Source organism: Paenibacillus sp. FSL R10-2736 (assembly GCF_038000245.1).
GTDB lineage: Bacteria > Bacillota > Bacilli > Paenibacillales > Paenibacillaceae > Paenibacillus_AQ > Paenibacillus_AQ phytohabitans.
In genome coordinates this window covers 5,432,270-5,456,272 of the sequence record NZ_JBBOBN010000001.1, presented here as the reverse complement: position 1 = coordinate 5,456,272, position 24,003 = coordinate 5,432,270, and the positions used below count along the sequence as shown (strand labels likewise).

The window sequence follows — 24,003 nt, the reverse complement described above, 5'->3', positions numbered from 1 at the left end:
AAAGTGGCAGGTGATAATCCTTGTGGGGTATCGACTTAAAAGATGAAGTTAAAGCACTGATCAAATCAGAACGTGAAGATGATTATTGGGATTTCAAACAGCAGCACCATTCCAATGATGCCAACCTGCTCCATGATATTATCTGTATGGCGAACAACCGAGTTGACAGGGATGCCTACATCATCTTCGGAATTGCGGACAAGACCTTCGAAGTGATCGGGGTCGAGAATGACGAGCATCGTAGGAATCAGCAGCAAATGATCGACTTCCTGAAGGCTAAGAAATTTGTCTCCGGCATCCGACCACGAGTCGAGTTGCTGACATTACTTCTTGCCGGTCATGAGGTAGATGTCCTGATTATAAAGAACAGCACCGACACCCCCTACTATCTGACAGAGGACTTCCTTGACAAAGGCAGAAAAGTCCGCGCCAACCATATATACACCCGCGTTGGAGATACCAACACGGACATCGATAAGAGCGCAGATATAAACAATATTGAGTACCTATGGAAGAAGCGCTTCTTGCTAACCCGTTCCCCGTTCGAGCAGATCATTAAACGGCTTGAGAATAAAGACGAATGGACGAAAGATGAAGATACTTACTACAATATCTTTAATCCAGAATTAACAATCACGTTGGAATTTGGAGAGGACAGTCGAGAAGCTCGGTCGGAGTTTTATGCTTATGCGATGACCAATTCATCAACTATGTATCAAATGTTAAGTGTCAAATATTTTGGTACTCAACTCTATGGTAGACAAGTTGTAGTTCTTGACAGCGCTCAGTATAGTACTCCTGTTCCTGAATGGGGATTTTTCACTTTTAGTGAATACAAGTCTAATCCTGAATTCGCCATGAAGTATTTTACAAAGGATAGTCCACACTATAAATTGAATGAGTTCATATATGACGAGGATAGCTTTGAAGAGGGGTATGCGCGGCGGAGATTCTTTGAGGTCGTACTGCTATTCGAGGACACTTTAGAGAAGGACACTTTTATGGGGTATGTTCAAATTAATAAGGAAGTTTTTCTGGATAAGTTGAAATCACTGGAAGGCGGGTATTCTTGGATTGAAGCCAGTAATAACCTTGAGCGGAAACAAATTGTGACTCGTCTCAACATTGGGAAAGCTTTAAATCAGATGCTTAATGAGTTCCGACAAACTGATTATTTGTTACGATGATATTCTTGATCACAATCTCCGACTCACAATACTCCAGTCATAATCACCAATTACTTACAAGAAATTTCCTTTTCTAATATAATGGTCTTAATACTTATAGGGGGAAAGGTTATATGAGCAAGAGGTAACAAAGAAGATGAATGACGGTAAACTTGAAGAAAAGACCGCCAAAACGTTCCTCCGGCATGTATCCACGTTTATTCAATGGTCTAATAACGATTTTGAGCCAGGTATAAGGAAGATCAACAAGTAATGCATTCTGGCTATTGGCATGAAGTTTAAGGGGGGGGCCTTGCGACTTCAAATTATTGTCGATTCTTGATTTTTAAGCAGGAATAATAAACGCCTTTGGTGAATATTTACAGGTGGAAACATGATGCTCTTCTAAGGGAGGTCGTTTGAATGAAATGTACCAGTTGCGGAAGAACTAAGACGAATATCGGTGGTGTAGGGTCACAAGCAGAATATAATTGTGAGAACCCTAACTGCCCTAGCCATTACACTCATATTTCGTGTCCGAAGTGTCACGAAGTCGATAAGAAAGTAACAACTCAAGGCATTGGAGATCAAGTATTCACATGCACAAAATGCGGTCATGTCTATACTTCGGATGATGTCGAGTAATCTTACGGAGTGGAACCTATTCCTTTTAGGGTCCACCTCTTGCTTTTGTACTGACGAGATATCTAAAATTAACGATAATAACAAATTTAAATATAAACTTAAGGTGAAGTTTTATGACAAAGCTTTTAGATACAACGGATGATGCTAAGCTTATTTTTTCATTAGCGGATATTTTGAGTATTCCTGCAGTTGATGTGAGGAAATACTTTACATCAAACATGCGAATCTTGAGGGATGTCTCAGAAGTTTCAAATGTGGATATTAATCATTTTTTTGGATATGTGGCTGGGAAAAGAGGGCAATTAAAGCTCAGCTTTAATGAAGTCATCTTTGAACAAGTCTCTATTAATCACTTGACAACTAGAATCGGTGTTAATAATCCAGATGGAGAGCCACTTTACAATCTTGTTGATGCGCTGGTAAATGAGACATGTTTGAAAGAGTTCTTACAAAGCAACAACCTAGAGTTTAAAGAGAATCAAGGGGAATTGCAAACTTACTATAATAAAGTACTCGTAAATTGGGATGATTATTGTAATGATGATAACAAGCATTCTGTCGGTATGATTAAGCGGAGATTTGCTGGCTCAAAAAATGTCTCTCAAGATAAGTGTGTTAATGGATTTCTCTTTAGTGAAGGGATACATGAGCATTCGGATGTTAAGCATATATTATACGGACCAGAAATAATGCAAGATATGTGCAGAGTACTCTGCAGGACAGACATTCTTTCTGAATGGCGACAACAGCGTAAAATATTCAGTGTCAATTTTAAAGCAGATATATCAAAGGTAATATTTGATTATAATGACCGACTGAACAACAAACAGAAGATATTTCGTATTTACAGATATATAATCAACTACTTCAGTAAACAGTTATTCGGTCAGTTGAGTGATTACGATAACCCGATAATACGTTTATTGGACACATTCAGCGTTCCGATAAAGGATATCATGAGTTTCCGTGAAATAGATGTTTAACTGCTCATTATGCTGGATATTTTAATGGGAGCAGTCTTTTTTAGGATCTATAACTTTTCCGCTGCTTAAGATTAATCAATATCGGAGTGACTCAGAAATAAGTGAGAAAAAAGGTTTCGTTAGCTTTACCAAAGGATTGTTTGGAACATTTAGAAATCTCACTGCTCATGTGGCAAACGTTGAATGGAACATGTCAGAATAGGATGCCATTGATTTATTTTAAGTGGTTTGATATGTATTACGGAGAATCGAGAAAGCGATGCCTATGGAGGGAGATTTATGAAAGCGCCAGCAGATGTTATAAAGCGACTGGAACTATTATTTGAAGAATATGAGAAGGAAGTGTCCGACAAATTGAGCAGTGGCTTAATTGCCAAAAATACTGCTAAGACCTATCTCCTTCACTCAGGTAATTTTATCAAATGGTGTCGGGATGAATTTGCTCCAGGAGCAAGAAATCAACAGAAGTAAGTTATGAGTTTACTTGCTTCCCAATACTGTCTACACATGACAACTCGGTTTAGGCATCCCGAATTTTTAAATAATGTATGTGTTGACTCTGCTTACTCCACACATGTAGAGAACTAACAATTAGGCAATAAGTCTTTGACCCCACCTTTAAATGGGAGTAAAATGGAAATGATTACAGACCAAAAGGCTGGGAGAAGCGACTATTGTTAGAAACCGCAGAGAAATTTAAAAACATCTATCATATTCAATCATGGCTGGACAGTTGTGCTTATATATTTGATGAAGTAATGGAATATGGCCCATTAAAGGTTGATTTGGGTCAATTGAAGTGGCTTACGCCTGCAGGGTTTACTGTTCTCCTGTCAACATTAAACTATTTAGATCGGTTTTACTTTTTAGAAACTATTCCACCAAGATATGACTCTAGATCTGACAAGTTCGACATTGTTGGTTATATGGAACGGATGAATTTTCTTACATCTTGCCCTGAAGATGTAAAACTGTCGTTTGAGAAAATGATTAACATGGATTACTACTATAACCGAAATCGTAAACGTAAGGAAAAAGAACTTGACGAGCTACGTATTTCTCGGTGTGATAGAGACATTGAAGATTTGGAGCGGTCAATAAAACGGATAATGAAGGGGAAGGGACTTCATATCAATAGAATCTCAGATATTGCAGAAATTGTAACTGAATTGGCTCAGAATGCCGTGGAACATGCAGATGAAGTAAGTGATGCTGAATGTTATTCATGTGTACAATATTACAAAGAAACGGGCACTCAACCAGGCAGAGTTGAGATTGCAATTTCTGATACTGGTCGGGGTATCGTTGACTCTCTTAGAGATCATGTTGATTTTGGATCTTCAAATGATATGATTGTTGAAAAGGCTATTTTCACCAGAGCCAGTCGTTTGCCTGAACAGGATCGGGGTAAAGGCTTTAATAATGTGCGTAGAACTGCATTTGGTTGGTCTTCAGATGCAGAGTTTTATGTTAGAACTCACGATAGTATGTATCGTATTTACGAAAATCGGTTAGAACTTTTAGATAAGGGGAGATATTTTCCAGGAACATTTTATTACATAATAATTAATGTGTGATGGGTTGACATCTTTCTAGAGGTGGTATAAATTAGAGGAAAGGACGATTTCAAATCCGGAATTGAAATCGGATCTTCAAATCTAATAAGAATGGTGGATCATTATGCTAAAGGTTAACTTACTTCCTGCTGTTGACACGAAGGTAAGCTTAATCGGAAGAAGATCAATGATTCCGCTGAACCAGAAGGTCATGAAGCAGATCGAAGAAGCCCCATATGGATCAATTTTGGTTTATGATATGGAGCAAGTGGAAGGTATGAATGGGTCTGGAATTGATGAAGTGATCATCAAGCCTTTGAAATGGATTCTACAAGAGTCCAAAACCCATAATAAGTATTTGTATTTAATTAATCTCAATGAAGAAGAAGATCATTTATACAATTTACGAAAGAGCTTGCAGGGCGAAGAAGTGGTTTTGGTCGCTCAGACTGAAACATCAGTAGAGATCATTGGTGATCTCGGTGATGCTTCAAGAGAACTTTTGGAATTGGCTTATCAGCATAAGAAAATTACAGCTAGAACAGCTGCCGATGTGCTTGGTAAGAAAAACAACTCAGTTAGTACACAACTTATTAAGCTTCATGATCAAAGGTTGTTGCAGCGGCAAGAAGACCAGCTCGAAGAGGGCGGCAGACAATTTGTATATAGCAGCTTGTTCTAAGGGGAGAAATCCCCTTTAAACAAAGAGGGGTTTCAAAATCAAAATTGAAATCTATGTCAAACTCTTTTTTATTATTTCGTTTTCAAATTTAATTTTGAAAACGGTGGAGAACTAGACTAAATAGAAGTATCGTAATCCCCATTAAAAATTTGGAGTGTATACCTGGAATAAACTTTTTTCAGAAAAATGCTCAAGTGTGGATATTACAAAATATAAAACTAAAGGGAGAGAAGAGAAATGTTAATTTGTCGAAAGTCTATTCGCCGAAAAGACGGAACCATTGTAACAGCAGCACAGTTGGGTCTTAAAGCAATTTGTTTTGAAGTTTCGGAAGAGCAGCATCAAGCATATCTTGAAAAAAAGAAAGCGGAGAAGGAGAGTAAGTAGGAGAACAATGAGAACCACTGTTTCGTAGCAGACAAATCATAAGAATTTATATGTGAAGGGTGGAAATAACATGGCTAAAAATACAGGTAGCGGATTTCGTAAGGGTGCAGTTAAACAACGTACCCAATTTCAAACTCCTAACGGGAACTGGGCAAAACGTGATCCAGACACTGGACGTATCATGGATCAGAAAACTTCTGGTGGGAAGTTTAAAGGTATTCGCAAGGAAAAGTAACAAATAAATTATAGAGTTAAAAAGGAGATCGACATGGACTTTTTTCTGAAGCTAATACTGAGCAGTACTCTTATCTTTGCAATAAACTTCGTTTTTAAGACTTTAACCTCAAGTAAGTTTGATAAGCTTTTTGTTCCTAAACACCAGAAGGCTTTGCAAACTCTTTGCATCTTCATCCTGCTGATTGTACTTTTTATAGTATATGGGATGATTTTAGGTGCGCTTTATTTTCAGGTGAAAAGTTATAAGTATACCGAAGCAGTTTCTGGGATTCTGGCAGTTTTTTATTTGATTGGACTTATCATAGTAAGTATTGTTTGCTTAATGAAATATTTCAAGGAGAAGAAGAGCGGTTTACCTTACAATATTTCTGAGAAGAAAGTTCTTCGGTTGATTTTCGTTGTTGTATTTCTAAACATTGTAATATACTCAATGGTTCTTAGCGACACATTTTTCACTTCAGGAAAGACTGAAGTAGAATTCGTAGGAGACATTCTATACTGTATAGTTCAGTTTTTTGTATTAACATGTGTTCTTGTAAAGGCGATGACATATTTATTGGGATATATGAAAAGAAATTGGGGGTATGTGGTTTCACCAACTCCAGAGGATGTAGATAAAAGGTACCTGCATGTCCTGTATTCATTATCACCTACTCAACTTGTTCTTTCAGAAGATAATGAAAATCTTCATTATCCTACGAATGTTTATTTGTTCGATGTTACCAAGCAAAGCTATATACATTTTGAGAGAGTACTAATCATGAATAAGTAATTTACCTTTACCACTAGAATGGGTAGGCCTAAGATTAGTATCTATTTGGTTGAATAGAATGAAGGCATGAGGTGGAAGTTATGGTAAGTATAAACTTGAGATCATTTAAAGATGTAGAACAGGAAGCGTTATGTCGTATAATTGCCGATACCAACAACGGCATTACTGGATCTCAAATTGAGCACTACTTGGAGGCATTGAAATATAAGGATACAGATCCACTTATGACGAAGTGGAAGAGATTATATAATTCTCTCGTGAACAGGCAGAATGAGACCCAATCAGGAAACTGTGTGTTATCCTTCATTACGAAAGCTCTAGCCCCAAGCCGATACGTGGGTCAATTAGATGTATACCTTGATTTACTGGAGCGGATGAATAAAATATTAATTTTTCGTGGACTAGAGTATAAGGAAGATGGGAAGTTTCAGAAGGTGAAGGTAGCACACACTCTTAGCGAAGCAGAAATTAGAGTATCAAGACTATCAGAAAAAATAGCTTCTCGAAAACTGCACCCGTACCTCCTTAGGTATTGTAAACCAGAATTGCTTCAAAATAACTACTTTCATGCAGTCTTAGAAGCTACGAAAAGTATTGCTTCTATGATTAGGAATAAAACTGGTTTAGTAAGTGATGGAGCAAAACTTGTTGATGAAGCTTTTACGGGAAATGATCCTCTAATTAAAATAAATGGATATAAATCTGAATCTGAGATCAGTGAACAGAAGGGATTTGTTAGTCTGACCAAGGGCTTATTTGGAACCTTTAGAAATCCTACAGCGCACTCTGCTAAAATAGAATGGAACATGTCAGAAGAGGATGCTATAGACTTATTTACTTTAGCATCTTATGTTTTGCGCAGAATTGAGAAGAGTACTTAGATAGGAGAGGTTGTTAAGTGAAGATGAGTGATATGAGTAATACTAAAATCGGATACTAAAACAAAAGCGGCACCTTTTTCTTTTACGATGATCGTTTTATGATCACTGAACTGAAAGGTGTTTTTTTTTTGGAGTGTAGACTGATGATTTGTAATCATTTGTCGAAGTTATTATAATTGCAACATATTTCCTATGAGCATGAAGGGAGCTTAAGAATGCAAGAAAATAGTAAAATCGAATCAATGAATAGGGTAGGTTCTAAGCATTATTCTAAGAAAAAAGGCGACAAAGCATATTATGCAATGTCAGATTGGAGTCGGTTGTTGAGAAACAAAGGACTTGAACATGTCGAGGAAATGTCAGATAAAGAATACTTAAATCTCAGAAGTATGTCTGGAACTTTGCATTTTCAACATCTTCTATGTTTGGAGACTTTGAAAAGTACACGCACTTCAAAAGTGGACGGAGAGAGAGTGTACACTGCTGAAGCGAAGCCGGTTGGTGTAAGCTTACTTTCAGATGTGGATATCAGTGTTCCACAGATAGAAGCGGTAAAAACTAAAAAATCCAGAAGTAACAAAAATGTCTTTCTTGATCTTGAGAAGGATATTACTTACATAGATATAAAAGCAAAAGAGCCATTTATGCTTACACATTATGAATTTATGTTTCTTCTTATAAGACCGGAATATTCAGGGTATCTCTCTCTTAATGATGATCCGTATGGAGTTTATCTTTCAGTTTTGTCGAGAGATATATTTAAAGAAGAAGGGAGGCTTAATAATGTAACCTTTAAAGCTGATGATGGAACGGTAAAAGTTAAGTTGCCTACGCCTACAATAAATTTTAGTAAGAATAAAGACGGATACACAACAAAAGGATCTTCGCTAATTATTGACCTAGAAGGATTTATCTCACCTGGTTATGAGAAATTTGAAGCACTACTAACTAAACCTAGAAGAAAGCTAAAGAGCAGTTCAAAAGAATCAGAAGCAAAAGTATATTCTTCCAGTATATTGGCACTTCAGAAGTTATTGTTTACTCGCGATTCTAAATTTCCAAATATTAATAATGATGAAGATCTTACTGAACTAGGCAAGAGTATTCTAAAAGAGATGCCTGAAAAGCAGAAAAAAAACTTGGGTAGTCATAGCAACTCCCTTTATCTTTTAGAAGTATTAAATTATAAGGGTCACTATAGTGATATTACTGTCGGTGTGAAACTTATTTCCGACATCGAAATACAAATACCTAATATAGACGTATCAAAAGATCAGGATACTGGAATTAATCCGGAAAAAGATTTAACTCATGTTTTGGTTCATGCAAAGGAAGAGTTCTACCTTACTGTGATTGAATTTATGTATCTCTTGCTACGAGATGAATATATTGGCTACTGTGAGGTGAAGGGAAAAGGTAAAATGATTCCTTTAAAATTCAATGTAAATAAATACTTGAAAGGTTTAAAGCAGTTACCCATTCCTATTGTAAATGTTGAAATATACGAGCAGAAACGTGTTGATATCTCTGACCAAATAAATGGCGTCACCACAATATTCCCAGAGTATAGGGAGAAATTCGGATACATTGAAGCAAAATAATTTCATAATATACTTAACCCCAAATAAGACTCGGACTTCTCTAAAAGTTTGAGTCTTATTTGGGTTTAGGCGAGATAGAGAATTCAGACAGCTTGAGTATAGGAAATAAATTGTCGCATCAAAATATACTAAACATCTTCTTGTTATTTATCTTTCTAACTTTCTAAGCATATTTAGTGCTTAAAAGAACACCATTGCATTATTTTTGGAAGTACGGTAACGTAGAGCAACTTATCGAGTATTCTTATCTTCCGAATCATCTAGTTAGAATAGTTAATGCCAACCATAGTGTTTATACAACATATGTTGGGACGAAATGCACTTTGTTTGTAAGCAGACTGGTTAAGTAGTTTGTTTGCCACACAGATAGGTGCTTTTTGTTATTTGGTTGAACAGTAAAAACTTTAGTTCAATTTTCAAGAGGTGCACTTCCAAATATATAGGCTCAAAGGTCTATAAATTCTAAAGAAAAAAATTTGGAGGTGCTCTGAATGAGTATTAAGAGAGACGAGGCAAAAAGTTTTGTAAACCGAGAATTAATGGTGGAATCTACTACAGGTGTGCAAAATGATCGGATATTTTGTACCGTAGCAGAACTTGCTGAGTTTTTACCACTTGGAATGAATTCATTGTACAAACTTGTAGCCAGAGAGGATTTCCCAAAAGTGAAAATAGGAAGGAAGATACTAATCCCAATAGCAAAAATTGAAACCTATTTAGTTGAGACAAAGAATCTATAAAGATCATGGAGAAAGGGGTTTTGAAATTCCAACTTCATCTAATTTGAAATTTCTAAGGAGGTGTAAGCATGGCCAAAAAAAGGGCAAACGGTGAAGGTAGTGTTTATAAGGTTAAAAGAACCGGCGGATGGGGAGGCAAGCTCCAGATCGGAGTCAAAAGTAATGGAACCCCCGATTACAAATATGTCTATGGGAAGACACAAGGTGAAGTTCTGAATAAACTGAATGCTCTTAGAAAGGATTCAAGAAATGGGGTATATGTTCATCCAGATAAGGTGACATTAGGTGAGTGGCTTGATAATTGGCTAAATGTAACAGTTAAATTATCGTTAAGAGACACAACATGGTTGCTATATGAAAGTTTGGTGCGAAATCACATCAAAGAAGTTCTGGGTAAAATTCAACTTAGCAAGCTTAAAGCTGCTAATGTTCAAAAATTCTATAATGAAAAATTGACTCAAGGTAGAAAAGATGGAAAAGAAGGGGGACTTTCTGCTCAGACGATAAGACATTTTCATAAAGTGCTCAATTCTGCACTTGATCAAGCAGTTGCTGAGAAGTTCTTATCAGAAAATATTATGAGCGCTGTGAAGCAACCAAAGTTATTGCATAAAGAGATGCAGATTTTAAACAAAGATCAAATTCGACAATTTCTTGAAACTTTAAAAGCGCATAAGGATTATCAAAAGTACTACCCGATGTTTCTTCTAGAATTGTACTCGGGGCTGCGAAGAGGGGAACTGCTAGCTCTTCGATTTAAGGATATCCTAGTAAATCAATCTGCTATAAAAATTGTGCAACAAGTAGTTAAAGTTGGTGGTAAGAATGTCGTTCGAGAAATTAAGACCACAGCAGGACAAAGTCGTAAAATAGTTATTCCTACGGAAATTTTAAATATACTTATTCTAATTAAGCACTCAAGGATAGATCAGTTTAAGAGTCTGGGGGTAGAAAATGAACTGCATGGTTTAGAAGAGCAGTATATATTCTCCAACTCTTTAGGTGGTTACATCAAACCAAGGAATTTTGTTCGCATATTCAAAGCGATTTTAAAGGCGGCAGAACTTCCCTTATCCATTCGTTTTCATGATCTTAGACATACTTTTGCTACCACCATTAGCTTAGAGCAAGGGATAGACATTAAAACCTTACAAGCGGATTTAGGGCACAATGATATATCAACTACATTGAATCGATATGGTCATGTTACTAATGAAATGCAACTAACGGCTGCTGTGAAAAGAAAAGCTATGTTTGACAGTCTTTCGAGTATTGCTCTCTAAGTGATGCTTTCTTCTCTAACAAAAAGGTTTAACTTTAAAAATTCACAGCCTATTATTAATTGGTGTATTAATTGGTGTATTAATTGGTGTATTAATTGGTGTATTTATTGGTGTGTTTTCCGAAAAAACGCTTAAAAGCCTGGAGCTTCAAGGTCGAAAACCCTTGCCGCTCTAGGCTTTTTTGTTATCGAGACGACAGGATTCGAACCTGCGGCCTCTTACTCCCGAAGCAAGCGCTCTACCAAGCTGAGCTACGTCTCGACGTGTGGAACAATTCGAATTATACGCCTGTATGTAAGCGCTGTAAATATTCTTTTTAGCACAGCTTACCGGCCCCGATCAGGCGATTTTCCTGCCCGAGATTGACAGATATCAGGCCGCTGGCTATACTTGAAATGTTAAAATGCAAATCGGACAAAACGTTGATGAAAACAAGTACGCCGGAGAATGGCTCCATCAGAGAACAGGTTCCTTTGCGGATTCCCCGCAATTGGCTGTGAGAACCTTGAAGACAGGCCGGCAGAAAGCTAGTTTCGGAGTGCGGGGACAATCCCGCCGGGGGCACCCGTTAACAGCCGCACAAGGCGATCGTCTGCAATAGTCCGTTTTCTCACGGAACAAGGCGATAACCAGGGTGGTACCGCGATAATCATCGTCCCTGAATCTAATTCAGGGGCGTTTTTTGTTTTTGATTTTTCGGGTAACTTTTGGGGCAACAATGAGATTTCCGGCCAAAGTGCCGCATTAAATGATGAGACGGGAGCTGTACATGATGAAAGCAAGTGAAATCCGTTCCAAATGGCTGCAGTTTTTTGAGAGTAAAGGTCACCGCATTGAGCCGAGCGCCTCGCTCGTGCCGCACAATGACCCATCGCTGCTGTGGATTAACGCAGGCATGGCGCCGCTGAAGGCCTACTTCGACGGCCGGGAGATTCCTGAGAATCCCCGCCTGACCAACTCGCAGAAATGTATCCGTACCAATGATATTGAGAACGTAGGCAAGACGCGCCGTCACCACACGTTCTTCGAGATGCTGGGTAACTTCTCCATCGGCGATTACTTCAAGGAAGAAGCGATTACCTGGGCCTGGGAATTCCTTACCGGCAAGGAATGGATCGGCTTTGACGGCGACCGGATTTCCGTTACCGTGTATGCAGAGGACGAAGAAGCATTCAAGCTGTGGAATGAAAAAGTCGGTCTGCCTGCAGAACGCATCATCAAGCTGGGCGATGAGAACTTCTGGGACATTGGTGAAGGACCTTGCGGCCCTTGCTCGGAGATTTTCTATGACCGCGGCGAGGCTTACGGCAGTGATATGAGTGATCCTGAGATGTATCCGGGCGGCGAGAATGAACGCTGGCTGGAAGTGTGGAACCTCGTGTTCTCGCAGTTCAACCATAACAAGGACGGCAGCTACACACCGCTTCCTAACAAGAATATTGATACCGGAGCAGGTCTGGAACGCTTCGCTTCCATTCTGCAGGATGTGGACTCCAACTTCGATACCGACCTGTTCCAGCCGATTATCCAGAAGACTGCCGGTCTTGCCGGTGTAACCTACAAGGATAATGTTGAACAGGATATCGCGCTCAAAGTCATTGCCGACCATGTGCGTACCGTTACTTTTGCAGTAGGTGACGGAGTGCTTCCTTCTAATGAAGGACGCGGCTACATTATCCGCCGTCTGCTCCGCCGTGCCGTGCGTTACGGCAAGACCCTGGGACTGGACCGCCCGTTCCTGCATGAGCTGACAGAGACAGTGGGCGACATTATGGGAGTGTATTATCCTTCCGTAGTGGAGAACCGGGAATATATTGCCAAAATCATCCGTCTGGAAGAGGAACGCTTCCACGAGACACTGTCCGACGGTCTGGCTATCCTGGGCGAGATCAGCGCCAAAGCCAAAGCTGACGGACTGAGTACCATTGCCGGCGCTGATGCTTTCAAGCTCTATGACACTTACGGATTCCCGTTTGACCTGACAGAGGACTTCGCTTCCGAGCAGGGGCTTACGGTCGACCGTGAAGGCTTCGATGCTGCGATGCAGGAGCAGCGTGACCGCGCCAGAGCAGCCCGCCAGGACAGCGCCAGCATGAAGATTCAGGGCGGAGCACTTGCCGAACTGACGGTTAAAAGTGAATTTGTTGGATATAATGACACGGTAACCGAGTCAAAAGTGCTGGCGATTGTAGTTGACGGCGCACTTGCTGATGTCGTCAGTGAAGGCGCCCAGTGCCAGGTTATCCTTGAAACGACTCCGTTCTATGCGGAAAGCGGCGGCCAGGTCAGCGACACCGGACTTTTGACCGGCGGCTCTGTGACTGCCAAGGTTACCGGACTCTTCAAAGCTCCGCATGGCCAGCATGTGCATCTGGTTACTGTCGAAGCCGGAGACCTGAAGGTTGGAGATACGGTCCGTGCGGAAGTGAACCGTGCCGAGCGTGAGGATATCGTGAAGAACCATACGGCAACCCACCTGCTGCACAAAGCGCTGAAGGAAGTGCTTGGCGGCCATGTCAACCAGGCAGGTTCTTTAGTAGAAGGCTCACGCCTGCGCTTTGACTTCTCGCATTTCGGAGCCATCACTCCGGAGGAGCTCAGCGATATCGAACAACGCGTGAACGCCCAGATCTGGCGCGGCCTCGATGTTGTCATTGAGAATAAGCCGATTGATGAAGCCAAAGCTATGGGAGCGATGGCCCTCTTCGGAGAGAAATACGGCAATATCGTCCGTGTCGTGCAGGTTGGCGACTACAGCCTGGAGCTTTGCGGCGGATGCCACGTAGCCAATACATCGCAGATCGGAATCTTCAAGCTGCTCAGTGAGAGCGGCATCGGTTCCGGTGTGCGCCGGATTGAAGCGGTGACCGGCCGCTACGCCTACCAGTTCACGGAGAGCCAGCTGGATCTGCTGAAGCAATCGGCAGCACTGCTGAAGTCCTCGCTGACGGATGTGCCTAAGCGGATCGAAGCCCTGCATGCCCAGGTTCGTGAGCTGGGCCGCGAGAACGAATCGCTGCAGTCCAAGCTGAGCGCAACCTTTGCAGCTGAGCTGACCAGCAGTGTAATTACAGTTGGCGGCGGCACGCAGCTGTTGGCGGTATCCGTGCAAGCCGGCAATATTGATGCTCTGCGCTCGACTGCCGATGAACTGAAATCCAAGCTTCCGGATGCCGTACTGGTGCTCGGTGCAGTAATGGATGACAAGGTGAACTTTGTGGTTGCTGTGCCGCAGGACCTGGTGAAGAAAGGCTTCCACGCCGGCAAGCTGGTCAAAGAAATCGCTGCGGTCTGCGGCGGTGGCGGCGGCGGACGTCCGGACATGGCACAGGCTGGCGGCAAGGATGCCTCCAAGCTGGGCGAAGCCCTGAAGAAGGCCGAAGAGCTTGTAGCTGCATTGGCTTAACGGATTGCCTGAAATAGCTGAGAAATTCCCCGGATAAAGATACAGCGGTACTGAGGGCAACATATCAGTACCGCTGCTTTATTCACAAAATGTATAATTTTTGGGGTTATTCATTATTGACCCGGGGCTTGCAATAGCTTAAAACCCAAAAAAACATCTATTTTTGTAGATAAAATACCAAAAAAAGCGCTTTTACAGTGGCAGGATTTCCTCGTTGGGCCATGAATATGTTATGATGAAGGCAGCAAGTAAGCTGTACAGCAGCAACTTTGCGAAGCCGCCCGAATAGGGGTGATTTTGCAGAAGGAAGGTGTCACAAATGGACTCCATGGACAAAACGGTCAAATTCAATGTGAAGGGCGACGAAAAGGAAGCTTCTCCCCAGGAAATTTTACTCGCCGTGTACGACGCGCTGGTGGAGAAGGAATATCATCCGATCAACCAGATCGTAGGGTATCTACTTTCCGGAGATCCGGCTTACATTCCTCGCCACAACAATGCGAGAAGTTTGGTCCGGAGAAAAGAACGTGATGAGCTGATTGAGGAACTGGTCCGGTTCTATCTGGCCAATCATCGGGTGGACCAGCCGAAATGATGAAGAAGCTGGGACTGGATTACGGCGACCGCAGAATTGGTGTCGCCACAAGCGATATTTTCGGGTGGACAGCGCAGGCTTTGGAGACTATTGAACGGCGCGGAAACGGCAACGAATATGACCGTATCCGTGAACTGGTCAAGGAGTACGAAATCGGTGAGATTGTCGTTGGGCTGCCAAAGAATATGAACGGCTCAGTAGGACCCCGTGGTGAAATTTGCATCGAATTCGCAGGCAAGCTGCGGGAGCAACTTGATTTACCCGTACACCTTTGGGATGAGCGTCTGACGACGGTATCTGCTGAGCGGGTGCTGATTGAAGGGGACGTCAGTCGGAAGAAACGCAAGGGGATTGTGGACAAAATGGCCGCAGCCCTGATATTGCAAAATTTTTTGGATGCTAACAGTAAAAGGTGAGGGGTGTGCGGATATGACAAACGAGCAGATCGGCCAAGAAGAAGAACCGGAAATTATCTATATTCCTGATGAGGAAGGTAATGAAGAGGAATTTGAGGTCATCATGAAGTTTGAAGTCGACGGATCGGACGCGAAGTATATGATGGTGGTTCCACTGGATTCTGAGGATGAAGAGACTGATGAAGTCTATGCGTTCCGTTACGAAGAAGACGGCGACGACTTGCAGCTGTTCATGATTGAGAATGACGAGGAATGGGCTATTGTAGAAGAAACCTTCAATACTCTGGTAGACGAGCTGGATGGAGGAGCGGAGAATGACTGATTTTTCCGCTGATCAAGCGGTATGGACTTCGAAGCTTAAAGAAGTATACGGAGAAACAGTAGAACTGGAAGATGAGCAGGGCAAGTCTTCCGTTTACGATATTATTGCTGAATTTGCTGTCGGTGACCGTGCTTATGCTGTTTTGGCCGGTTCAGGAAGAGCTGCGGAGCAGGAAATTCTGCGGATCGTGGTTTCCCCTGACGGGCTTCCTGAGCTGGAGAGCATTATGGACGATGAAGAGTGGGAGGATGTTTCCGAGCTGTACGATGAGCTTACCTTCCCGGCTGAAGACACCGAATAAAGTCATAGCATTAGCACGGAAGAGGGCGGATTTTTTTCCGCGCTCTTTTTGCTTGGAATGCAGAAAAATAAAAAAGTGTTGAATTTAAGACAATACAATTTTATACTTTATAGTCGGAAAGTGAGGCGTAACATTTGAAAGCCGTGATCCGCACTGTGCTTATTATAATCCTTGTCCTGGCAGCTGCAGCAGGGGGAGGAGCATGGTATATCTGGAATGGAATGCAGCCGGTGGAGCCCGCAGAGCCAGCCGTGACGGTTACGATAGAGAAGGGTATGGGAAGCTCGCAAATTGCCGACCTGCTCGAAGAGAAGGGAATTATCAAGAACGGATTATTTTTTAAAGGGTATTTAAAATGGGTCCAGGAAGGCTCCAGCTTCAAGGCAGGAACCTATAACGTGAGTCCGGGCGACACTTATGATACCTTGATCAGCCGGATGAATGCAGGGGATGTCGTGAAGGAAGATACCGTTGTATTCACGATACCCGAAGGGTATACGGCGACTCAGGTTGCAGATAAGCTGGCTGAAGCGTGGAACCAGAAGGCAGAGGTTTTCCTGCAGTTGATTGACTCAGGTGCGGGCCTTGAGGCAGTAGGGACTTTAGGAATCCCGGAGAATAAGGAGCTGCGGCACCGTCTTGAGGGGTATCTGTTCCCGGAAACCTATGAGCTGGCCAAGGACAGTACTCCGCAGGAGGTCATTGAAGCCATGCTGGAGCAACTGGTGAAGAAGCTGGACACGATCCCTGAGTGGAAGGCGAAGCTGGCGAACCGTGGACTTACCTTGCATGAGCTGATGACGGTTGCTTCGCTCGTAGAGCGTGAGGTGGTAGTGAACGAGGAACGTCCGCTGGTCGCCGGTATTATTTATAACAGACTGGACAAGGGTCAGAAGCTGGAGATTGATGCTACGGTCCAGTATTTGCTGGATAAGCAGAAGGAACGGCTCTACGAGAAGGACCTGAAGGTGGACAGCCCTTATAATACGTACAAGCAGGAAGGATTGCCGCCTGGACCGATCAGCAGCCCGGGGCTTGCTTCTATTGAAGCCGCATTGACTCCGGAGGTATCGGAATATTTCTTCTATGTCACCAAGAAGGATGGTTCCCAGGCGCATTTATTCGCCAAGACCTACAAGGAACATTTAGCCAATATCGAGAAAAGCAAACAAAATCAGTAGGAAAAGAGCTACAATAGTATTGATGCGATAGGCACAGGAGGTAACACAATGAATAACAAACCGGAGCTGCTGGTGACAGCAGCCTCGCTGGAAGAAGCGGCGGCTTTGCTTGCGGCAGGCGCAACTGCGCTGCTGATCGGAGATGACCGTTTCGGCATGCGGCTCGCCGGGCATTTCTCGCTGGAAGATACTGCAGCAGCTGTAAAGCTTGCACATGATACAGGCGGTAAGGTGTACGTAAGCATAAACGGGCTGATCTCCAATAAAATGCTGGAAGAGCTGCCGGCTTACATCAAAGCAATCGGCGAATTGGGTGTAGACGGGGTCGAATTCGGAGACCCTGCTGTCCTGGCAGCCGTAAAGGCGGAAGCGCCAGGGCTGAAGCTGCACTGGAATGCAGAAATGACCTCCACCAATTACGCCACAGCCAACTATTGGGGCAGCAAGGGAGCTTCGCGGGTCGTCTTGGCACGTGAGCTGAATATGGATGAAATGACCGAAATGGTACCCCATCTGCAAGTCGAGGCTCAGGTCCAGGTACATGGCATGACGAATATTTATCATTCCAAGCGTAAGCTGGTAGCCAGCTATATGTCTCATCAGGGGCGTCCGGGTGATGGCGGCAGCCTTGGCAAGGAGCGCGGGCTTTTCCTGATTGAAGCGGAACGGCCGAATGAGAAGTTCCCGATATATGAGGATGAGAACGGAACGCATATTATGAGCTCGGACGATATTTGTATTCTTGAGGATCTGCATTTCCTGCTGAAGGCTGGTGTGCACAGCCTGAAGATTGAAGGGCTGCTGAAGCCGGTGGCTTATAATGTAGCTGTGGTTAAGGCTTACCGCCATGCCATTGACTTGTATTCCGCTGATCCGGCTGAATATGCTTACGATGAGGCCTGGATGGATGAGATCCGGGCGCTGCAGGACCCTGAGCGTGAACTGTCGTTCGGCTTCTTCTACAAAGAACAGGTATATTAAAATATATAAAAAGCATTGTCTCAGCTTTTGCAATGGATTGTCTAGGCTACATTATGGTGTAAGCAGCGGAGGGGAAGTTTGAACTGGAGGAGCGCCAGCGTTCGCCTTTGTCTGCGGATTTCAACCGCTAAGCGGTATAAATGAAGAAATCTGCAGACAACAGCGACCGGAAGTCCAAACATTCCCCGCAGTTGCGCCCTCACACCAAATGCCGGCCGTTCAATCTTGCAGCAGCTGAGACAATTAGGAGGAGAACAGGAATGGGAACAATGACCAAGCCCCAATTCAAGGGCAAACGTTACCGTCTGGACAAACCGGAGCTCCTGGCTCCGGCAGGAAACTTAGAGAAATTGAAATTCGCCGTGCATTATGGTGCGGATGCAGTATATATCGGAGGACAGAAATACGGCCTGCGCTCGGGAGCGGATAATTTCACTTTTGAGGAAATGCGCGAGGGCGTTGAATTTGCCAAGAAATATGGCGCCAAAGTATTCGTAGCGACGAATATCTATGCTCACAATGAAGACATCGCCGGGATTGAAGAATACCTGCGTAACTTATATGAAGCCGGCATTGCTGCCATTATTGTAGCCGATCCGGTGATTGTGGACACCGCACTCCGCCTGGTACCGGGTCTTGAGGTGCATCTCAGCACCCAGCAGTCCACGCTCAACTGGCAGGCAGTATCTTTCTGGAAGCAGGAAGGACTGCCGCGGGTCGTGCTTGGCCGGGAGACCAGCCTGGAGGAGATTGCCGAGATCAAGCAGCATGTGGACATTGAGATCGAGAGCTTCATCCACGGTGCGATGTGCTCCTCGTACTCCGGACGTTGTGTATTGTCCAATCACTTTACAGACCGCGATTCCAACCGCGGGGGCTGCTGCCAGTCCTGCCGCTGGAAATACGACCTGTTCGAAGATGGCCGTCCGGAAGGAACCTGGGTATCGGAAGAGGACCAGGCAGTGGCGCCTCAGGCATTGCAGCCTGGCGTAACCCAGCTGCCGCTGCATCAGCCGGAGGATAATCCGTTCTCGATGGGTTCGAAGGATTTGTGCATGCTGGAGAGTATTCCTGAGCTGATCGAAGCCGGGATTGACAGCTTTAAGATCGAAGGCCGGATGAAGTCGATCCATTACGTGGCAACGGTGGTCAATGCCTACCGCAAAGCGATTGATGCCTATATGGCGGACCCGGAAGGTTATGTGCTGAAGCCGGAATGGCTGGAGGAGCTGCAGAAGGCCGCTAACCGACCGCTCAATACAGGCTTCTTCTACGATACTCCGGATCATGAGGATCATATTTATGAGCCGGAGGAAAAAGCGGCACCTTATGATTTCGCCGGCCTGGTGCTGGAATATGATGCGGAGAGCGGCATGGCACTCGTTCAGCAGCGCAATAACTTCAAGCCGGGCCAGGAAGTGGAATTCTTCGGACCGGATGACACCTTCTTCAAGCAGACCGTCGGCGAGCTGTGGGACGAGGCGGGGAATCCGCTGGACGTTGCCCGTCATCCGCTGCAGCGGGTGCGCATGAAGGTTGACCAGCCGGTAGCTTACTTTGACATGATGCGTAAAAGAAAATAAAGTCATAAGAATGATTTAAAGGGATGCCCTTCTTCTGGAAGGGCGTCCCTTTTTGCGTATATTCCTTGGAATCCGCCGGAAAGCAGGCTGGTTCTGAATAAGGATGAATGTGGAATGAACTTTTCCGGTGCTCTCCCGGGAGTAGAATGCTTCCTCTTCCTGAACCCGGACTGAGATGCCGTTATTTTGCTGAAAGCCTGCCTAATCTGGATGAAGCGGACTGAGAATCCTTTATCTTGTTCTTCTAAGCTTCAAATGAGCTGATTCAGAGCAATTAACGGAATCTTAGTCCGGTTGTCGCGAGGTTTCGCCAGATTTGGCCCAATAAAGGAATCTCAGTCCTCCTCACAAGCCGATACGTCCATGGAGCGTCTGCCAAGTTCCGGCTGGAAAATCATGCAGCCGGGGAGCTTCATACGCTCCGGTTCGATTAACCCGTAGGGGGATTTTAGTTCTAGACCAAAATACTTATGCAGTTCGACAAAAACATAAAAATTCTGAAGCAATTTCTATAAAATACTAAGAAAAATGAGCCTTTGTGCCGATATATATCACAGGTAACGCTTACATACGTCTTCTAATCTAATTGGCAGGTGATTGTAATGGGGGCTCCAAATCCGGAGAGCGACAGAGACAAACCGAAAGAGAGAAGGATTAAAGTGGGAAAGAACAGTAAAAAGCCTAAGGTTATACAAAAGGCTGAGACAGGCCAAGCAGGTGATACCCAGTCAACAAGTAAAGCGGCAGTTCAAAAACTAACTTTAAAGAACGTACTGAATGGTTCAGTACGCCAGGTTAAGAGAGTTAACCCGCTGAAATCAGTTGGTGTTAAGCTTTTCCTGATATTCTTATCTTCTATTGTGATTGTTGTACTGTTCCTGGGGATTCTGTCTTACAACAAAGCCAAGAATACCATTAAGGATAATGTTTCCGAAGCCAACCGGCAGACGATTATCCAGACTTCCGAGAAGCTTGATATTACCTTGAAGCAGTATGAAAATTTGGCACTCCAGCTGTATTTCGATACGCAAATGCAATCGAATCTGACTGAGCTTGCCGCTGCTGCGAGCAGTTATGATAAATTTGTGGCTACAGATGCCATCAGCAAAAAGCTCTCCAGCCAGACTACAACAGATTCCAATATCGTAGCGATCTCACTGATTCCAGAGGATCCTGCGATGACGATCATATCGAGCGGGAGCTCCGGTCTTACCGTCGACGGCTTAAGAGATCAGGAATGGTACAAGACTGCAGTCAAAAATTCAACCTCATATGAGCCATATTATACCTCGGAAGCGAAGTCCGCACAGAACTACTGGTTCCCGACTTCCGTTGAAGGCGATGGCGGCAAGAATATCGCAATGGTCAGATCGCTCAAGAACCTGGGCTCTAATGCAGGTTATGTTGTTTTGCTTGAGCTTAAGAGCACTCTGCTTGAAGAAGCCTTCGAGAGCGTGAAGCTTGGGGACGGTTCGCGGATTCAGCTGGTATCACCGGAAGGAATGGTAGTTGCTTCTTCCGTACCGGCAGAGGACGGCAAGGTCTCAGAGCTTAACTTTATTATGGAGAGCAAGAAGAACAGCGAGAGTCAGGAAGCTAAGGATGCGAATGGCAAAGATGTCCTGGCTGTCTACAACCCGATGGAGAAGGCGGACTGGAAGCTTGCAGGAGTTGTTCCTACCGGCCAGCTGGTTAAGGCTGCCACTCCGATTCTGTTCACAACATTCATAGCGGCTGGAGCTGCAGCTCTGCTTGCCATTCTGGTCGGCTTCTGGATGGTACAGATGATTGCCAAGCCGTTGGCACGTCTGAAGGATCTTATGGTTCAGGGGGCTCAGGGTGACCTTAGCGTCCGTACAGAGTATGTCTCGAAGGATGAGATTGGAGATCTGTCCGCCTCCTTCAATCTGATGATGGGGCGGATCACCGAGCTGGTTGCCCAGACAACGGAAACTGCGCGTGAGGTGCTTGAAACAGCCAATGATCTGGGCGACGCTTCCCGCAAGACGGCGATTTCTGCCAAGGAGATTGCTGCTGCTACGGAAGAGATTGCCGGCGGTGCCGGAAGCCTGGCGCAGGAAGCGGAACGCGGCAATGAGCTGACGGATCTGATTGCTACGCAGATGCAGAGTGTTATTGCTGCTAATGCCGAGATGGACCAGGCCGCCCGCGGAGTAGGGGAAGCCAGCGGACACGGTGCCAGCCAGCTCGAAGAGCTGCTGGAACAGACGGGCCGCACCGGTGAGATGACCAGCGCACTGGTGGACCGGGTCAACAACCTGAAGGACACGGTATATTCGGTGATTAAGGTACTGGATGTCATGAAGAATATTACCCAGCAGACGAATATCCTGTCTCTAAATGCAACGATTGAAGCGGCAAGAGCGGGTGAAGCAGGCAGAGGCTTCATGGTCGTAGCTGGTGAAGTCCGGCAGCTCGCTGACCAATCCAAGCAGTCTATCGCCCTGGTTGCCGGCATTACAGACAAGATTATGGCTGAAATGGATGAGACAGTAGCCGTACTGTCAGAAGTGGCCCCGCTGTTCAAGGAACAGATGAGTTCAGTCAAGAGTACCAGTGATATCTTCGTATCGGTGAAGGGTCAAATGGAAGACTTCATTACCAGCCTGGAATCGGTCACCGGTGCAATTGACAGCCTGAATCATTCCCAAGGCGTATTGTCCGATGCCATGAGCAATGTAAGTGCGGTTGCACAGCAGTCTTCTGCAACTTCTGAAGAAGTTGCTTCCCTCAGCAATGAGCAGCAGAATGTTAGTGATCAGCTCGTATCGCTGTCCGGTAAGCTGCAGAGTGCATCGACACAGCTGGAGAGCAAGCTGTCACTGTTTAAGATATAGTCAGGCGGCAACGTACAATAACAAATTAAATCGTTCCGGGCATATATCCGGGCATATAAATTACTGCATTCCGCCGCTTCTTTCCATCCGGGAAGGAGCGGTTTCTTTATGCTTGTGCATCGGTTCGCGACCCCGTATAATTATTTTGTTAGCTAAATGTTATGATTTCCGAAAAAGTTAGCAACAATGAATAAAGACTCGTTATGTGAAACCGTGAATAGTATCTGGAGGTCTTATATATGGCTAAGAAAGTCACTATGCAAAAAATCGCCGACCATCTCGGCGTTTCCAAGTTTGTCGTGTCCAAATCCCTGTCCGGCAAAGGCGGCGTCAACGAAACTACCCGGGAGCGGGTCATTCAGGCGGCTTCGCAATTAGGCTATTTCACTCAAAAGAATGCCTATGTTCAAAGCATCAAACGTCCTCCGCAGTCTGCGGACAGTGACCGGAACAAACAATCTGTGCTGGTGCTGATGCCTAATATCCGTTCGCAAACCCAGGATTCCCTGTATTGGGGGAAGATTGTAGACGGCATTGCACTGGCGCTGGACCAGGAAGGTCTGGGCATGGTCATAGTCTCTGAGCACCGGACGGATAACTTCGTCAATATTCTCAACCCTAACGGACTGCTCGGGCTGATTGGCGTGGGCCAGATCTCGACCTCACTGCTGCTGGAGGTGCACCGCATCGGCCTGCCGATGGTGCTGATTGACCATGAAGATCCGCTTATTCCAAGCGATACCGTATTCGCCAATAATACGGATTCCATGACCCGGCTCAGCAATCACCTGATGGGCACGGGACATACAGAGCTGCATTTTATCGGAAATATCCGCTATTCCCGCAGCTTTCGTGACCGCTGGATCGGCTTCCGCAGCGCCCTGGAAGAGAATGGAATGAAGACGCCTGCCGGGGATGATGAAATGCTGCAGCTGGAGGGAATGGATGATGGAACTTTTGATGAGAGCTTTAAGCAATGGCTGCAGAGACGCAAGAAAACCAAAAGTCTGCCAACCGCACTAGTGTGTGCCAATGATTTCATTGCGCTCACCATTAGTGATGTGCTCAAAGCAGAAGGCTTTGTCATCCCGGGTGAAGTTTCGGTAACCGGCTTTGACAATATTGAGGACGCCACACGGGGGGTTCCCCCGCTCACTACTGTTCATGTTCCGAAAGAGGCAATGGGCCGGGCGGCTGTAGAGAAGCTGCTGAACCGTATCCATAACCCTGCCGCACCGCTGGAGAAGATCCTGATTGCTGCCGACATTGTCCACCGGGATTCGGTGACTGGACCAAGAGCATAGTTGGAATTATATTGTATTTCGTGCAGGATAATCGAAGGTAAAATAGGAAATGTCCCGGTTATAGTTTCTCTTTTTGGCCTGAGCACACGCCTATATAATTTGGACATCAGTTAAGAGAAGGGT

The 24,003-nt window shown here is 44.5% G+C and carries 23 protein-coding genes and 1 tRNA gene; 23 read left to right on the top strand and 1 reads right to left on the bottom strand.

The features are described 5' to 3' along the window. The first annotated feature begins 20 nt into the window (after positions 1 to 20). The 13 genes from NSQ73_RS23370 (at position 21) to NSQ73_RS23310 (ending at position 10,933) form a co-directional block, all read left to right on the top strand. Positions 21 to 1,187, top strand: a complete 1,167-nt coding sequence (locus tag NSQ73_RS23370; RefSeq protein ID WP_340988367.1) for an AlbA family DNA-binding domain-containing protein — start codon at positions 21 to 23, stop codon at positions 1,185 to 1,187. 737 nt (positions 1,188 to 1,924) lie between these two features. Next, positions 1,925 to 2,794 (top strand): hypothetical protein, encoded by an 870-nt coding sequence (locus NSQ73_RS23365; RefSeq protein WP_340988366.1) that lies wholly within the window; start codon positions 1,925 to 1,927, stop codon positions 2,792 to 2,794. A 49-nt stretch (positions 2,795 to 2,843) separates the two neighbouring features. Then, positions 2,844 to 2,996 (top strand): TIGR02391 family protein, encoded by a 153-nt coding sequence (locus tag NSQ73_RS23360; RefSeq protein WP_340989379.1) that lies wholly within the window; start codon positions 2,844 to 2,846, stop codon positions 2,994 to 2,996. 77 nt (positions 2,997 to 3,073) lie between these two features. Continuing rightward, positions 3,074 to 3,265 carry a hypothetical protein gene (locus NSQ73_RS23355; RefSeq protein WP_340988365.1) on the top strand — a complete coding sequence of 64 codons (192 nt, stop codon included), beginning with the start codon at positions 3,074 to 3,076 and terminating at the stop codon, positions 3,263 to 3,265. A gap of 203 nt (positions 3,266 to 3,468) precedes the next feature. Further along, a complete protein-coding gene (locus NSQ73_RS23350; protein ID WP_340988364.1) occupies positions 3,469 to 4,371 on the top strand; it encodes an ATP-binding protein in 903 nt (300 codons plus the stop codon). Positions 4,372 to 4,474: 103 nt separating this feature from the next. Then, positions 4,475 to 5,032, top strand: coding sequence for a hypothetical protein (locus NSQ73_RS23345; protein ID WP_340988363.1), 558 nt, complete (start codon positions 4,475 to 4,477; stop codon positions 5,030 to 5,032). Positions 5,033 to 5,269: 237 nt separating this feature from the next. Continuing rightward, entirely contained in the window at positions 5,270 to 5,419 is a 150-nt protein-coding gene (locus NSQ73_RS23340; protein WP_340988362.1) for a hypothetical protein, read from the top strand. A 70-nt stretch (positions 5,420 to 5,489) separates the two neighbouring features. Beyond that, positions 5,490 to 5,654, top strand: a complete 165-nt coding sequence (locus NSQ73_RS23335; RefSeq protein WP_239712563.1) for a hypothetical protein — start codon at positions 5,490 to 5,492, stop codon at positions 5,652 to 5,654. 33 nt (positions 5,655 to 5,687) lie between these two features. Continuing rightward, a complete protein-coding gene (locus NSQ73_RS23330; RefSeq protein WP_340988361.1) occupies positions 5,688 to 6,428 on the top strand; it encodes a hypothetical protein in 741 nt (246 codons plus the stop codon). Between the two features lie 80 nt (positions 6,429 to 6,508). Beyond that, on the top strand, positions 6,509 to 7,309 hold the full coding sequence (locus NSQ73_RS23325) for a TIGR02391 family protein (RefSeq protein ID WP_340988360.1): 801 nt from the start codon (positions 6,509 to 6,511) through the stop codon (positions 7,307 to 7,309). 215 nt (positions 7,310 to 7,524) lie between these two features. Next, complete coding sequence (locus tag NSQ73_RS23320) at positions 7,525 to 8,910, top strand: hypothetical protein (RefSeq protein WP_340988359.1); 1,386 nt, start codon at positions 7,525 to 7,527, stop codon at positions 8,908 to 8,910. A gap of 491 nt (positions 8,911 to 9,401) precedes the next feature. Beyond that, a complete protein-coding gene (locus tag NSQ73_RS23315; RefSeq protein ID WP_340988358.1) occupies positions 9,402 to 9,650 on the top strand; it encodes a helix-turn-helix domain-containing protein in 249 nt (82 codons plus the stop codon). A gap of 68 nt (positions 9,651 to 9,718) precedes the next feature. Beyond that, complete coding sequence (locus tag NSQ73_RS23310; RefSeq protein ID WP_340988357.1) at positions 9,719 to 10,933, top strand: tyrosine-type recombinase/integrase; 1,215 nt, start codon at positions 9,719 to 9,721, stop codon at positions 10,931 to 10,933. A gap of 187 nt (positions 10,934 to 11,120) precedes the next feature. On the opposite strand, the gene NSQ73_RS23305 is transcribed toward NSQ73_RS23310, so the two are convergent. After that, positions 11,121 to 11,194: transfer RNA gene (locus NSQ73_RS23305), tRNA-Pro, on the bottom strand. Between the two features lie 511 nt (positions 11,195 to 11,705). Here NSQ73_RS23305 and alaS point away from each other — a divergent pair. From alaS to NSQ73_RS23255, 10 genes are all read left to right on the top strand, one after another. Further along, the gene (alaS, locus tag NSQ73_RS23300) at positions 11,706 to 14,339 is read left to right on the top strand and encodes an alanine--tRNA ligase (RefSeq protein WP_340989377.1); all 2,634 of its coding nucleotides are present in this window, start codon (positions 11,706 to 11,708) and stop codon (positions 14,337 to 14,339) included. 319 nt (positions 14,340 to 14,658) lie between these two features. Beyond that, positions 14,659 to 14,934 carry an IreB family regulatory phosphoprotein gene (locus NSQ73_RS23295; RefSeq protein ID WP_036696603.1) on the top strand — a complete coding sequence of 92 codons (276 nt, stop codon included), beginning with the start codon at positions 14,659 to 14,661 and terminating at the stop codon, positions 14,932 to 14,934. Continuing rightward, entirely contained in the window at positions 14,934 to 15,350 is a 417-nt protein-coding gene (gene ruvX / locus NSQ73_RS23290; RefSeq protein ID WP_200905897.1) for a Holliday junction resolvase RuvX, read from the top strand. Before NSQ73_RS23295 ends, ruvX begins: the two co-directional genes overlap by 1 nt. A gap of 13 nt (positions 15,351 to 15,363) precedes the next feature. Then, a complete protein-coding gene (locus NSQ73_RS23285; protein ID WP_036696606.1) occupies positions 15,364 to 15,672 on the top strand; it encodes a DUF1292 domain-containing protein in 309 nt (102 codons plus the stop codon). After that, positions 15,665 to 15,973, top strand: a complete 309-nt coding sequence (locus NSQ73_RS23280) for a DUF1292 domain-containing protein (RefSeq protein ID WP_039295631.1) — start codon at positions 15,665 to 15,667, stop codon at positions 15,971 to 15,973. The genes NSQ73_RS23285 and NSQ73_RS23280 overlap by 8 nt, the downstream gene beginning before the upstream one ends. Positions 15,974 to 16,107: 134 nt before the next feature. Further along, positions 16,108 to 17,154 (top strand): endolytic transglycosylase MltG, encoded by a 1,047-nt coding sequence (gene mltG / locus NSQ73_RS23275; RefSeq protein ID WP_340988356.1) that lies wholly within the window; start codon positions 16,108 to 16,110, stop codon positions 17,152 to 17,154. 48 nt (positions 17,155 to 17,202) lie between these two features. Next, entirely contained in the window at positions 17,203 to 18,135 is a 933-nt protein-coding gene (locus NSQ73_RS23270) for a peptidase U32 family protein (protein WP_340988355.1), read from the top strand. A gap of 260 nt (positions 18,136 to 18,395) precedes the next feature. Continuing rightward, positions 18,396 to 19,718 (top strand): peptidase U32 family protein, encoded by a 1,323-nt coding sequence (locus NSQ73_RS23265; RefSeq protein ID WP_042134976.1) that lies wholly within the window; start codon positions 18,396 to 18,398, stop codon positions 19,716 to 19,718. A gap of 659 nt (positions 19,719 to 20,377) precedes the next feature. After that, positions 20,378 to 22,576, top strand: a complete 2,199-nt coding sequence (locus tag NSQ73_RS23260; protein ID WP_231575313.1) for a methyl-accepting chemotaxis protein — start codon at positions 20,378 to 20,380, stop codon at positions 22,574 to 22,576. Between the two features lie 239 nt (positions 22,577 to 22,815). Then, entirely contained in the window at positions 22,816 to 23,880 is a 1,065-nt protein-coding gene (locus tag NSQ73_RS23255) for a LacI family DNA-binding transcriptional regulator (RefSeq protein ID WP_340988354.1), read from the top strand. Positions 23,881 to 24,003 lie beyond the last annotated feature (123 nt).